The organism is Dictyoglomus sp. GBS (assembly GCF_055179815.1).
The window spans coordinates 1,771,633-1,784,143 of record NZ_CM143687.1 but is presented as its reverse complement, the minus strand read 5'-3'; the positions used below and the strand labels follow the sequence as shown (position 1 = coordinate 1,784,143).

Annotated in this window: 11 protein-coding genes; 7 read left to right on the top strand and 4 right to left on the bottom strand. The window is 30.5% G+C overall.

What is annotated here, in order from left to right:
* Position 1: 1 nt before the first annotated feature.
* The 3 genes from ACY3IT_RS08860 to ACY3IT_RS08850 are packed head-to-tail and all read right to left on the bottom strand — an operon-like array spanning position 2 to position 3,572.
* The gene (locus tag ACY3IT_RS08860) at positions 2 to 1,294 is read right to left on the bottom strand and encodes a glycosyl hydrolase (protein WP_463082583.1); all 1,293 of its coding nucleotides are present in this window, start codon (positions 1,292 to 1,294) and stop codon (positions 2 to 4) included.
* Positions 1,291 to 2,316, bottom strand: coding sequence for a zinc-dependent alcohol dehydrogenase family protein (locus ACY3IT_RS08855; RefSeq protein WP_463082582.1), 1,026 nt, complete (start codon positions 2,314 to 2,316; stop codon positions 1,291 to 1,293). The genes ACY3IT_RS08860 and ACY3IT_RS08855 overlap by 4 nt, the downstream gene beginning before the upstream one ends.
* Positions 2,317 to 2,330: 14 nt before the next feature.
* Positions 2,331 to 3,572 carry an L-lactate MFS transporter gene (locus ACY3IT_RS08850; protein WP_463082581.1) on the bottom strand — a complete coding sequence of 414 codons (1,242 nt, stop codon included), beginning with the start codon at positions 3,570 to 3,572 and terminating at the stop codon, positions 2,331 to 2,333.
* A 114-nt stretch (positions 3,573 to 3,686) separates the two neighbouring features.
* Between ACY3IT_RS08850 and ACY3IT_RS08845 the strand changes: the two genes are divergently transcribed.
* The 5 genes from ACY3IT_RS08845 to ACY3IT_RS08825 are packed head-to-tail and all read left to right on the top strand — an operon-like array spanning position 3,687 to position 9,104.
* Complete coding sequence (locus tag ACY3IT_RS08845; RefSeq protein WP_463082580.1) at positions 3,687 to 4,052, top strand: GntR family transcriptional regulator; 366 nt, start codon at positions 3,687 to 3,689, stop codon at positions 4,050 to 4,052.
* Positions 4,053 to 4,742, top strand: a complete 690-nt coding sequence (locus ACY3IT_RS08840; protein ID WP_463082579.1) for an ABC transporter ATP-binding protein — start codon at positions 4,053 to 4,055, stop codon at positions 4,740 to 4,742.
* A 14-nt stretch (positions 4,743 to 4,756) separates the two neighbouring features.
* Complete coding sequence (locus tag ACY3IT_RS08835; protein WP_463082578.1) at positions 4,757 to 5,527, top strand: hypothetical protein; 771 nt, start codon at positions 4,757 to 4,759, stop codon at positions 5,525 to 5,527.
* Positions 5,528 to 5,532: 5 nt separating this feature from the next.
* Positions 5,533 to 6,312: a hypothetical protein gene (locus ACY3IT_RS08830; protein WP_463082577.1), complete on the top strand. Its 780-nt coding sequence runs from the start codon at positions 5,533 to 5,535 to the stop codon at positions 6,310 to 6,312.
* Entirely contained in the window at positions 6,309 to 9,104 is a 2,796-nt protein-coding gene (locus tag ACY3IT_RS08825) for a M1 family aminopeptidase (protein WP_463082576.1), read from the top strand. Before ACY3IT_RS08830 ends, ACY3IT_RS08825 begins: the two co-directional genes overlap by 4 nt.
* Positions 9,105 to 9,155: 51 nt before the next feature.
* Here the strand turns inward: ACY3IT_RS08825 and ACY3IT_RS08820 are convergent, their stop codons facing one another.
* Entirely contained in the window at positions 9,156 to 10,316 is a 1,161-nt protein-coding gene (locus tag ACY3IT_RS08820) for a carboxypeptidase regulatory-like domain-containing protein (protein ID WP_463082575.1), read from the bottom strand.
* A 222-nt stretch (positions 10,317 to 10,538) separates the two neighbouring features.
* Here ACY3IT_RS08820 and ACY3IT_RS08815 point away from each other — a divergent pair, with 222 nt between their 5' ends.
* Entirely contained in the window at positions 10,539 to 11,525 is a 987-nt protein-coding gene (locus ACY3IT_RS08815) for a GTPase (protein WP_463082574.1), read from the top strand.
* Between the two features lie 12 nt (positions 11,526 to 11,537).
* Positions 11,538 to 12,509 (top strand): Gfo/Idh/MocA family protein, encoded by a 972-nt coding sequence (locus ACY3IT_RS08810; protein WP_463082573.1) that lies wholly within the window; start codon positions 11,538 to 11,540, stop codon positions 12,507 to 12,509.
* Positions 12,510 to 12,511 lie beyond the last annotated feature (2 nt).

The window sequence follows — 12,511 nt, the reverse complement described above, 5'->3', positions numbered from 1 at the left end:
ATTAATTATTATAGCATTGAAATTTATCTAATGTTATAACACGTTCGTGATTATAAACTTTAATTAAATGTTCTTTTGAATTAATGTTATGATCGAATATAAAAGAACCAAACCATGGCATAAACCATAAAAAACAAGCCTCATATTCAAAAAGTAAATCAGGATCGGGTATAGGTCCATTTTCGGTTAAAGCAAGAGGTTTTTTATAATCTGTTAAATGGGAAAGATAATCATAAGAAAATTTCATAGGACCATAATTTCCAGCAGGGACATAGTTATCTATACCAGCTATATCATAATACTCATCATCAATTTTCCATTCTTGATGAGGAGCATTCCAAATCCAAAGGAGATTATTTAATCCGTATTTATTTGTTAAAATGTCAAAAAGAAGATAATATAGTTCTTTGTAAGCTTTGGGTCCTTTTGCTCCCCACCAAAACCATTTCCCATCAGCTTCATGTAGTGGTCTCCATAATACAGGAATATTAGCTGATTTTAATTTTAAAAGTTCCTTAGCTATTAAATCTATATCCAACATCAATGCTTTATTTTCTTCTGTTCCAGGTTTTAAGGCTTCTTCTAGATCAAAGTTAGTGTTAATTGTATAAAATGTTTTATCTTTTCCACCTGTTGGAGCATACCAATGCCAGCAAAAAGTTACAACTCCATTATAATCTTTACCCCATTCTATGGCTTTTTCTATAGAGCCTTTATTTCCCTCTATCTCTATTATTGCATCTTGTGTCATGTTTTCAGTCCTTGTTTTTGATGAATAACTTAAAAGATCAAAACCTCTTAAAGCAGGAAGTTTACCTGTAATATATTCAAGGTAGGCTATTTCAGGCCCTGCTGACGTATTTGTATGTTGACCTGCAATTATGTATTTGGAGTATATTTTTTCAAAAAATTCTAAAAGTTTCTTGGCAGAATTGGCTAAATTATTTCTAATCTTAAATTCAGGAAATTTAAAGTTACTTTTTTCTTTCTTAAAAAGCTCAATATGATGAATTTTAAAATCTTCTGGAATATGGCCTATGGAAAGGGTATAATTTCCCTTTTTTAGTTTTAGGTCACCCATGAGGCGGTAATTTTCATTAGGAAAAAGATTAGCTTCTCCCAAGGCAAGATCGTTTAGGAAGCAATAACATTTTAAATGATATTCCTTAGAAGTATAGTAAATATAAAAATCGTAATAGGATTCTTCTAATATGGAGAAGTTAAATTCTAAAATTCTTACTTCTCTTGAATGGAAATGTTCCTTTCTTTCGGTAAAATTTTCTATTTTTATCATATTTTTAATACCTTTCCTCCTCTTATCTTACCTTGTTTTAATTCTAAAAGAGCTAAATTTGCAGATTCTAATGGATATATTTGAACCTCTGGCTTAAAATTAAACTTTTGAGCAAGAGTTAAAAATTCTTCTACATCTTTTCTTGTTACATTTGCTGTTGATTTTATCTCCTTTTCCATCCATAAATCTCTTTCATAATTTATATTTAAAAGAAATTCTTTATCTTTTTCTTCTTTTCTTATGGCATTTATTACAAGTCGACCTCCTTTTTCTAAATTTTTTAAGACCAATACAATAGGTCTCCAAGCAGGAGTAGTATCTATTATTGCTTTCAATTTTTCTGGTGTTTCTTCTTCAAAATCTCCTGTCCAAAAGGCTAAAAGTTCTTTAGCAAAGATTCTTTCCTTTTCATTCCTTGAGAATACAAAAATTTTAGAATTAGGATATAGAGCTTTTATCATTTTTAATACTAAATGACCTGAAGCCCCAAATCCAGAAAGTCCAATATTATCTCCATCTTTTATTTGAGCAAGTTTAAGAGATCTATAACCTACTGCTCCTGCACAAAGTAAAGGGGCAGCTTCTTCATCTGAGTAATTTTCAGGAATTTTATATGCAAAATCTTCTGATACTATGGCGTATTCTGCATAACCACCATCCACATCTCTTCCAGTTGCTTTAAATTCATCACATAAATTTTCTTGTCCTGAAAAGCAGAATTTGCATTTACCACAAGAAGAGTTTATCCATGCAATGCCAACTCTATCTCCTATCTCAAATCTTTTGGCTTTTTCTCCCTTTTCAACTACTCTTCCAACTATCTGATGTCCCAAGATAATGGGAAGTTTTGTGGGAGGAGTTCTTCCTTCAATAATATCCAGATCAGTTCTACATACTCCACAGGCAGAGACCTTTATTAAAATCTCCTTTTCCTTAGGTGATGGAATAGGTAGCTCTTCAAGTACTAATGGATTGTTACATTCTGAAAGATCGCATATTCTTTTTAATACCATTGCCTTCATCTTAATGTTTTTAATTACCCATACAAATTTGATTTATCTTTTAAAAATGTGGAAGCAATGATAATTCCTAAAATTCCCAAGACTATTAATAAATAAAAAACATATAAATAACTGCCAAAAATATCCCTTAGCATCCCTGAAATCATAACTCCTATAATAGCTCCGAAACCATAAGCTGTAAAGACAATTCCGTAATTTTTGCTATAATTTTTCTCTCCAAATAAAATGATGGTAGATGCTGGAGCTATTGCGAGCCAAGCTCCGAGAATTAACCAAAATAGCGAAAAAGAAATAATATAAAAAATTGGATTTCGACCCTGTGATAATAGCATAAGAAGAGTACCTATTATTACCAAAATATAAGAGGTAATTGCAGATTTCATGGGTAGTAGTTTATCGGTTATCCAACCAAATAGTGGTCTACCTAAAGCATTGAAAATAGCAAAAATAGATATAAGTCTTGCAGTAATATTTGGATCTAATTTTACTAATTCTTCTCCCACAGGACTTGATATTCCAATAATCATTAATCCTATTAAGGTTCCTATTAAATAGCAAAACCATAGCCCATAAAATTTAGGACTTTTTAACATTTCTTTTGGATTTAACTCAGACAATATTCTCTTTTGTGTGGATTGAGTTTTTTTTAAATCAAGTTTTTCTGAAGGAAATTTAAAGAAAAATCCTGTAAAAGTAATTAAAAATATAAAAATAGCTCCTAAGATTTTAAAAGTATTAAAGGGTCCATATAAGCTTATTAGCTGTCTTGCTAAGGGAGCAGTTATAAGAGGAGATAATCCAAAGCCTGATATTACAAGACCCATAGAAAGTCCTCTTTTGTCTGGGAACCACCTTGATATTACAGCAATGGGTACTCCATATACTATTCCAACGCCACTTCCTGCTATTATCCCATATGTTATTGAGATATAGTTGATTTGTGGTAGAAACCCAGAAAGAATCCAACCTAAACCAACCAATAAACCTCCAAAGATAATAACATATTTAGGCTTAAATTTGTTTATAAATCCTCCCGAAATAGCCATAAAAAGAGAAAAGAAAAACAGAAAGAGCATATAAGGAATACCGCTTTGGGTTGCTGTTATGTTTAAAAGATTTTCTAAGGGTTTTCTAAAAACACTCCATGAATATACAGTTCCTAAGCATATGTATATGATTATTCCCAAGGGTATATAAATCCATCTTATTTTGGGATAGAGGAAAAGGTTAGAATTAGATTTCTTCAAAATAATCATTCCTCCTTTCTTCGTTATATATTTCTTGAATATTCTATCATACCCTTGACAAATTTTATTGTCATACTGTATTATATAACTAATACAGTAATACATATTGAAAGGAGGTGTAAAATGACTGATTTTGATGAGCGTATTCCTATATATCTTCAAATTATGGATCTGATTAAGAAAAAAATAATTAAGGGTGAATTAAAAGGAGGTGATAAATTGCCTTCAGTAAGAGAGTTGGCATTGGAATTAAAGGTAAATCCTAATACTGTTCAGAGAGTTTATCAAGAATTAGAAAGGGAAGGAATAATAGAAACTGTTAAAGGTGTAGGTTCCTTTGTGATAAGCAATGAAAAGAAACTTATGAAGCTTAAAGAAAATTTAGCAAGTGAAAGGATAAAGGCTTTTATAAAGGAGATGAAGGAAATTAATTTATCTAAGGAAGACTTGAATCTTCTATTAGCCAAATATTGGGAGGAGGTTAATTAAATGGGAGTTTTAGAGGTTAAAGGTTTGTATAAATATTATGGAAAAAAATGTGCATTAAAGAATGTAAATTTGACTGGAGATTTAGGAGAAATTGTAGGGCTTTTTGGCCCTAATGGAAGTGGGAAAACCACTTTATTAAAATTAATTATAGGATTTTTAAGACCTTCTTCTGGGAGTATAAAAGTTGACGGTAAAGATATAAACTATAATACCAGAGCTATAGTCTCTTTTTTACCTGATAATAATTTGCTTCCTTCATGGATGAAGATTAAAGATGCCTTTAATTTTTATAAAGATTTTTTTCCTTATTTTGAAGAGAAAAAGTTTAAGGATTTGTTGGAGTACTTTGATTTAAAATTTGAGAGTAAAATAAAAGAACTTTCCAAAGGTGAACAAGAAAAAGTATGTTTGAGCCTTGCTATTTCAAGAAAAGCAAAGGTCTATCTTTTGGATGAACCTTTGGGAGGAATAGATCCAGCGTCACGTGAAAGAATATTAACTGGTATTTTGAAGAACTATAGAGAGGATAGTTTAATGATAATTTCCACTCATCTTATTGATGATGTAGAGTCTATTATTGATAGGGCTGTATTTATCTCCAATGGAGAGATTCTAATTGATGGGAAAGCAGAGACTCTTAGAGAAGAAAAGAAGATGTCCATAGATAAATTATTTAGGAATACATTTTAAGGGAGGTTACGGGTATGTTAAATTTATTTAAATATGGGATATTAGGAAAAAAGAGATATTATTTAATTATTACTATTGTAACTATTGGGGTATACATCAGTCTTTTTATAGGATATCTTTATTTTAGGAATTTAACCCCTGAAGATGGTTTTGTTTTATCTTTTATATTGTTATTGGTGTCAATAATTTTAAATGGGATTTTTAATATTACAAGTTTAGCATCAGAGGATATGAAATCTCTTTATTACTCCATTCCAATTAATCCTAAATATATTTATATTCGTAGAATGCTTATGGGATTATTAGAAAGCTTATATATTTTAATCTTAAATCTAAGCTTCATGACAATAATAATTAATCATATGAATCCAGCATTTAAAAGTCTAATTATCAATTATTTACAAAGGGGTGGAATTTACACCATAATACTTCTAATTCCTGGTTTATGGGAAGTTGTTATATTAGCTTCAACCTTTCCTATTGCAAATGGTCTTCCTTCAGAGAAAAATCCTTTTAAAAGGATGCTTTATATGATAGTAATTCTTATTCTGGTTTTTGGCGATAAAATAAGAGCTATAATTTGTAAGTGGTTTCCATACAGTCTTAATTTTAATTTACCTCAATTTAATTTTGAGAGTATTACTGGCTCATTAGAAACCTCAATAAGTGTATCTGGTGGTAGCTATAGTATTAATATTTTTGTAATATTATTTGATATCATTGTTACTATCTCTTTTTTAATGTTAAACTCCTGGGTTTTTGAGAAAAAAATGGAGATAAAATAGTGATTATGAGGGAATTTAATAAGATGTGGTTTTTAGTTAACAAAATCATTAAAGAAAACTCTTTGTTAAAATATATTTTGCTTGTTCTTTTGCTTATTCTCTTAAATCCTATATTTACAATTACTAATATACTTTGTCATGAAGGAGGACATGGAATTTTTGTACTACCTGCGATTATTCTTAATAGAGAGATTCCAGAACCCCCAAAAGTTCAGGGATATGAAGGTGGTATATATGATGAAAATCCATTTAAAAATTTTCCTCTAGCAGCTGTTCTTTGTGTGTTGTCTTTTCCATTAGGTACTTTGGCAGATTTGCTTCTTTTTATTTTCTCTTATAAATTAGCTAAGGATTATTACAAAAAGGCTGGACGCTTTAAATATTTATTCATATCCTCTATGTTTCTATCTTTATCTTTGATCTTTTTCAGTAGTATGGTTACAAATTTATTCTTGGGAGCAGATTTTTCTTTCATTTGGGAAGGTATTGGTTTTCCTATGAAATTGCCTTTATTAGAAGTGTTTTTTAATTATATAGTTCCCTATATATTGTTACCTCTGTATTTAATTATTAAAAAGAGGTTTGAGGTCTTACAAATAATATCGGTAGTATTGGCCATATATATTGGTTCTGAAATATCTTTCAAGTTAGTTGTTAATCCTTTTTATGAAATGTTTATGCGTAATATTTGGTACTTGTTTATTATAGGGACTTCCCTTCTAATATTAGTGTTGTTGTTTTTTAATATGTTATTAAAAAATTTAGAGAGAGGAGGGTTAATATGAGGAAATACTTATTGGGAATCTTTATTTTAATTTTTTATATTTCATCAATATCTTTTGCTGATGTATCCAGCTACAAAGTATTTGCTCAGCTTTCACCTAAGGAAAGAATTATTAGTGGAAAAGTAGAAGTAAATTACGTGAATAATACTGAAAAAGAGCTTTCAGAGATTTACTTTTATCTTCCTGCTAATCTTCTGAAGGAAAATAATCCTTACATTCATCCAGTATTGGTAGATTCTGAATATGTGAGGGGATTTGATCCAGGTTTTACTAATATATCAAGGGTTACCGATCTTTCAGGAAAGGATATAAGTTATACCTTAGAAAATGGAAAGGTTCTTCTTCAAAATTATTCATTAAAGGATAACTATTTGAAGGTAATACTTCCTGAGAAACTCAGTCCTGGAGAATCTTATGGTTTAATTATATATTTTTCTACCAAGTTTCCAGAGTCCTATGCAGGAGATATGGCTTTTTGTAAAAATGCTTTTGTATGGAGATTTGGGTGGTTTCCATATGAGATTCCTTATGTAAAGGATGAATGGGACAAAGGAGGTAGACTTGTTTCAAGTAATTTTTATCTTGAACTCTTAGTGCCAAAAGAATACAAAGTTGCAGTAGGTATGGATGAAGTAAGAGAAGAAGTAGAGGGAAATTGGAAAAGAGTAATTGGGGTAAATGATAGCCCAAGGAGATCCTTACCTATTGCAATAAGTCCAGATTATCAAGTATATAGATTGGCAGATGGAAGATTCCCTGAAATATACGTGTACTTTTATCCTGGGAGAGAATATAAAGCAAGGATTTTAGCATCTTTTGCGAGAGAAGTTTATGATTATTATTCTAAGGTTTATGGAAGTTCTGAACATAGGAGAATTAATATAATTGAAGGGCAAATAAATAATTTTTGGGGAATGGCTGCTGATGGTTTTGTGATTTTAGGTAATACAGCTTTTTATTCATCAGATCTTATTACTCCTTACCTTTGGGAGAGACTTTTAGAATATTTAATTGCTCATGAATTTGCTCATCTTTGGTGGGGAATAGGTATAGGTATGGATTTAAATAAAGAAAATTGGATATCAGAAGGTTTTGCTGAATATCTTTCTATTACATATTTTGAAAGGAAGTATGGGGCAAAAGGTGGAAATCTATTTCCTGATTTAGGAGATGATTACTTTTTACAACTTCTAAAAGATTACGTTTTTGGAGAACTTAATTTAAGAGAGTGGAATTCAGAACTTCCATATTTAATGTATTTAAAAGATGGATGGGATGAAGAAATAGTTAAAGATTATTGGAACAGTTATTTAAATGGTTATAGTACTAAGGTATATAATAAGAGTTATCTTGCTTTAAGGGCTTTAGCTTTTGAAGTTGGAGAGGAAAAATTTGATGAAATAATAAGGGAATTGTATAGTGATTATAAGTACAAAATTTTGGAGACTACAGAAATAGAGAATTACTTAAAAAATAAGTTTGGATTAGATTGTGATAAGTTTTTTAAGGATTGGTTTTACTCTAAAGGAAAGGTGGACTATGAGATATATAGGGTAGAGAATATTAATAAAGATGGTAAGAATTTTGTAAGAATATATATCAAAAATAATGGTAATATAAATATGCCTTTGCAATTGGAAGTAGTGGGAGAAAAAAGTGTAAATTCAAGGGATATATGTTCAGGAGTTGTAAGAGTAATTTATGATGGTGAATCAGGATATGTAGATGTGCCATTGGAAGTTCCATTTAAGTATGCAGTAATTGATCCAGATTCTAAGATTCCAGATTCAAATAGAATTAATAATTGGTATCCAAGGAAGATTATCTATACTTCCAAGAGGAGAGCCTCTTTAGATGCATATGTGGTTTATTATAACACTGTTCCGTCTTTTAGTATTGATCTTTCTACAGGGAAGATAAATTATGCATCATATAATTTGGAAATTTATGACCCTATGAATTTTAATCTATCTCTTGAAGGTTTTTATGGAGAAGATTACAAGGGATTTAGTTTATCTTATATCTATAATCTTCCCAAAGATGATTCCTTTTTATTCCAGTTATGGTATATGGATCCTAATGTGATAGCTGGTGGTATATCATATACAAAAAATATATGGAGGAAATTTGATATTGGTATAAGTGGAAATTATTGGGATAAAGCCTATGTCTTAAACTTTTCCTTGTTATATAATCAAATGCTTAATAATAAATTATATGTCGATTTTGGGATTCAAAGATTTGCTGATTATTATTCAAGAGCACTTTTAAGTAATGTTGATTTAAGATTGGCGTTTTCTTCTACTGGATTTAGTTTTTATAGGATTCAAGCTGGTTTTAATAAGTATTTTTTAGTTTTTCCTCAGAGTTATTTGAGTTTGGATGGAATAGTGGGTTATATCAATGGGAATCCAGATTATGAAGAGATGTTGTCTCTTTCTGATTTTAAATCTTTAACAGATGAATACTTAGGAAAATTTAAATTAAGAATTTTGGCTAATTGGGATTTACCTATACTTAGGGATCAAGAGAAAAAATACTTTAACCTGTTTATATTGAGGAATTTAGATTTCAATACTTTCTTGGAATTTGGTGGGATATGTGATGATATAAATGTTGTTTCATTGAATAATTTAAAGTTAGGCCTTGGTTTTGAAATTAAATATGGATTTACTACTGTTGCTGAAATTCCCTTTTCTTTAAACATAGGATATGCTTTCCCTGTATGGCAAGGAACTCCTAACCCTAATGAATCTGGAAATTTATACTATTATATAACGATTGGTTTTTGAAATTTAATAGGGGAGGGCAAACTCCCTCCCCTATTTGATATGTTTTATGATCTACTTATGAGAAACTCCATTTACTTTTAGAATTTGAACATTTATAGTTTCAGAAATTGGGATATCAGGACTTACGTTTAAATTCATGATATATCTCAAAGATCTTACTAACATTAGTTTAAATAAGTCTTTATAAGTTGTATTAAATCCTTCAGGAATTTCTGTTGGTCCATTTGTTACATACCATTCTAAGGGTGCTGTGGTAGCTAAAACTCTACCTTTATTATATCTATATTCTATATATGTAGGAAAAGTATTAACACCATCTCCTGTTTTTTCTTTTATGTAAATCATTAAGTTAGCGATATTAGCGGTATCTAAATTATCAAATCCACCATGACTTGCATAATTTCCGTATAGTTGTTCTGGGAAATTTTTAGTAATAGGATGTTCAAAATATACTAAGTTATTGTAGGAATCGTAGGCATCCCTCCAAGTAACACCTCCAGGAAGATGAGAAGTATAGTTTCCATACGCCCAACCATTATCACATGCTATCCAAAAAATTGTGCCACCATTTGCTATGAAATTGTTAAAGGTTTCTATATTGTTTGTATAGAAGTCATAGAAGTCTTGAGGCTGATCGCCTTCAATAATTATTAGGTCTCCTATATTTAAGTTTAGGTTTGGATTTTGATCTCTTATACTTCTATATTCAAACTGGTTTTGACTTGTTCCTTCCGTCATTCCAATTTCTGTTGTTAATATATCACCTATTACTGAAGAGGGAATTCCTGCATTTGACCATCCTGTTTCTGTTTCTCTAAATATTACTATGTGTTTTATAACCTTGGTTAATATCATTGTTTCAGCAGTAATAGTTTGATTGTCAGCGACTTCCACTATTACGTTGGCTGGTTGATAATTTTTATCTATATCTTGTGCTAAAATAAGGTAAGTACCTGCTGGTATATTTTGAAATTTATATGATCCACTATTTCCTGTAACTACGTAGGTATTATTTATATTCAGGGGTGAATCTTCTGTTTGCGGTATTAGATTTACTTTTATATTATTTGATTGATTCTCAGGTTTATCAAAATAATAGACATTTCCTTGGATAGTTGAACTTCCTAACAATGGATTCTCTGGTGGTGGATTACATCCAGAGAGAAAGATACTGAGAATTAAAATTATTGGCCATATTATAATTTTCTTCACTGATTGGTTACCTCCGTTTAAATTTTTTAAAATAGGATAATTTAGAAAAAAGAAGAATCTAAAGATAGAATCGCCTCCTTAGGGAAAAATTTTCTAATTAGTTCAGTTTTTATCAAAAGAATTAATTAGAATTTATTTTTAATTATATCATTTTATATATAAAAAAGAAATTTTTTGGTGTATAATTTTTTAAGTATAATAAGCAAAAGGGGTGTAATCCATATGCCTGCTAATCTTCCTCCACAATATTTTGAGGCTGAAAAGAGATTTAGGGAAGCTAAAACTATAGAGGATAAGATTCAAGCTCTTAAGGAGATGCTTGCTATTTTACCAAAGCATAAAGGTACAGATAAAATGAAGGCAGATTTAAGAAGAAAACTCTCTCAACTTATGGAGGAAGCTGAAAAAAGGTCAAAAAAAGGTGGTGGTAGATCATGGGATTATATAGAAAAAGAAGGAGCAGGGCAGGTTGTTATAATAGGTCCACCTAATACTGGAAAATCTTTGTTTTTTAGTCTTCTTACAGGAGTACAAAGCTTTGTGGCAGATTACCCCTTTTCTACTATTTATCCTGTGGTAGGTATGATGCCTTTTGAAAACATACAAATTCAGCTTATAGATCTTCCGCCCTTTTGGGAAAATTCAGATTCATGGATGTATAATCTTATAAGAAATTCAGATTTGACCTTAATTTTTCTCTCCCCAGATCAAGGTTCTATTTTAGAGGAATATGTTAAGATTAAAGAAATGCTGCAGAATAGGAAGATTAAATTGGTCTCTGAGAATCCTAGTAAAGATCCTTATTCACCTATAAAAGAGGTTAGAGGAATGATTTTGATAAATAAAATTGATCTATTGGATCCTTCTGAATTAAAAGAAGATGTTAGTATATTAAAGGACGATTTAAAGTTGTGCTTAATCTCTGCTGAGAAAGGAATTAATATGGAAGAAGCAAAGAGAGAGATATTTAATGCTTTAGAAGTAGTAAGAGTCTATACTAAAAAGCCCGGATATCCTCCAGATTTGCAACATCCATATATTTTAGAGAAGGGAGCAAAAGTGCTTGATGTGGCTGAATTAATTCATAAAGATATAGCCAAAAATTTAAAATATGCAAAACTTTATACAAGAGATGGTAGTGTAAAGGGAATTCCAGTGGAGAAAAATTATCAAGTAAAAGATGAAGATATTTTAGAATTCCATACATAGGAGGTAAAGATTATGAGATGGGCAGTAATTGGTACTGGACAGATTGTAAGGGATAGATTTCTCCCGGCTCTTGAAGAGGTAATGGGTGCTAAGCTTACTGCGATAGTTACAACAAATTCTGAAAAGGCAAGAGATTTAGCTGAAAAATACGGGGCTAAAATTTACGAAAGAATTGAGGATTTAGAAGATGTGGATGTGGTATATATAGCTACTCCTAACAAATTTCATAAAGAACAAACGATAAAATGTGCGGAGAAGGGTATTCATGTTCTTTGTGAGAAACCTATGGCTATGAATGTGGAAGAAGCAGAGGAAATGATAAGAGCTTGTGAAAAAAATAAAGTAGTTCTTGGAATAGCTAACATGGGTAGATTTAATCCTTATAATATAGGTGCAAAAAAACTTTTAGAAGATAATATTGTGGGAAAACTTGGAATAGTAAAAGCAAGTTTTTCCTTTGTTAACTTAAATAGAGATAAGTGGAGATATGATCTTAAACTTGCAGGTGGAGGAGCTGTTATGGATATTGGGGTTCATGTAATTAACACTTTACATTTTTTTAGACCTAATAATAAAATCGTTGAGATATGTGCGATTAATGATAATTATGGGTATGAAGTAGAGCAAAATGCTGGAGCAGTAGCAAAGTTTGATGATGGGGTTTTAGTACTCATGGATGCAAGTTATGATACTTCTCTTTCTGTATCTTTTGAGATAAGGGGTAGAGATGGAATTTTATATGTGTTAGATACTCTTTATCAGGAATACGATGGTAAAGTTATTTTAAGAAAAGAAAACAACTTTACCCTTTATACTTTTTATGGAGAGAATCAATATGTGGCAGAAATAAAGGATATGGAGGATGCTATTTTGAATAAAAGGGATCCCAAAACATCGGGATTTGAAGGGTTAAAGGATATGAAGGTGATTTCTGCTTGGTATGATTCTGCTTTAAAAAAGAAACTTGTTAAGATATTCTATTAGCT

Coding starts and splice junctions, on each gene's coding strand:
- ACY3IT_RS08815 (WP_463082574.1), top strand. CDS start 10,539: ATGCCTGCTAATCTTCCTCCACAATATTTTGAGGCTGAAAAGAGATTT.
- ACY3IT_RS08830 (WP_463082577.1), top strand. CDS start 5,533: ATGAGGGAATTTAATAAGATGTGGTTTTTAGTTAACAAAATCATTAAA.
- ACY3IT_RS08855 (WP_463082582.1), bottom strand. CDS start 2,316: ATGAAGGCAATGGTATTAAAAAGAATATGCGATCTTTCAGAATGTAAC.
- ACY3IT_RS08835 (WP_463082578.1), top strand. CDS start 4,757: ATGTTAAATTTATTTAAATATGGGATATTAGGAAAAAAGAGATATTAT.
- ACY3IT_RS08825 (WP_463082576.1), top strand. CDS start 6,309: ATGAGGAAATACTTATTGGGAATCTTTATTTTAATTTTTTATATTTCA.
- ACY3IT_RS08810 (WP_463082573.1), top strand. CDS start 11,538: ATGAGATGGGCAGTAATTGGTACTGGACAGATTGTAAGGGATAGATTT.
- ACY3IT_RS08840 (WP_463082579.1), top strand. CDS start 4,053: ATGGGAGTTTTAGAGGTTAAAGGTTTGTATAAATATTATGGAAAAAAA.
- ACY3IT_RS08860 (WP_463082583.1), bottom strand. CDS start 1,294: ATGATAAAAATAGAAAATTTTACCGAAAGAAAGGAACATTTCCATTCA.
- ACY3IT_RS08850 (WP_463082581.1), bottom strand. CDS start 3,572: ATGATTATTTTGAAGAAATCTAATTCTAACCTTTTCCTCTATCCCAAA.
- ACY3IT_RS08845 (WP_463082580.1), top strand. CDS start 3,687: ATGACTGATTTTGATGAGCGTATTCCTATATATCTTCAAATTATGGAT.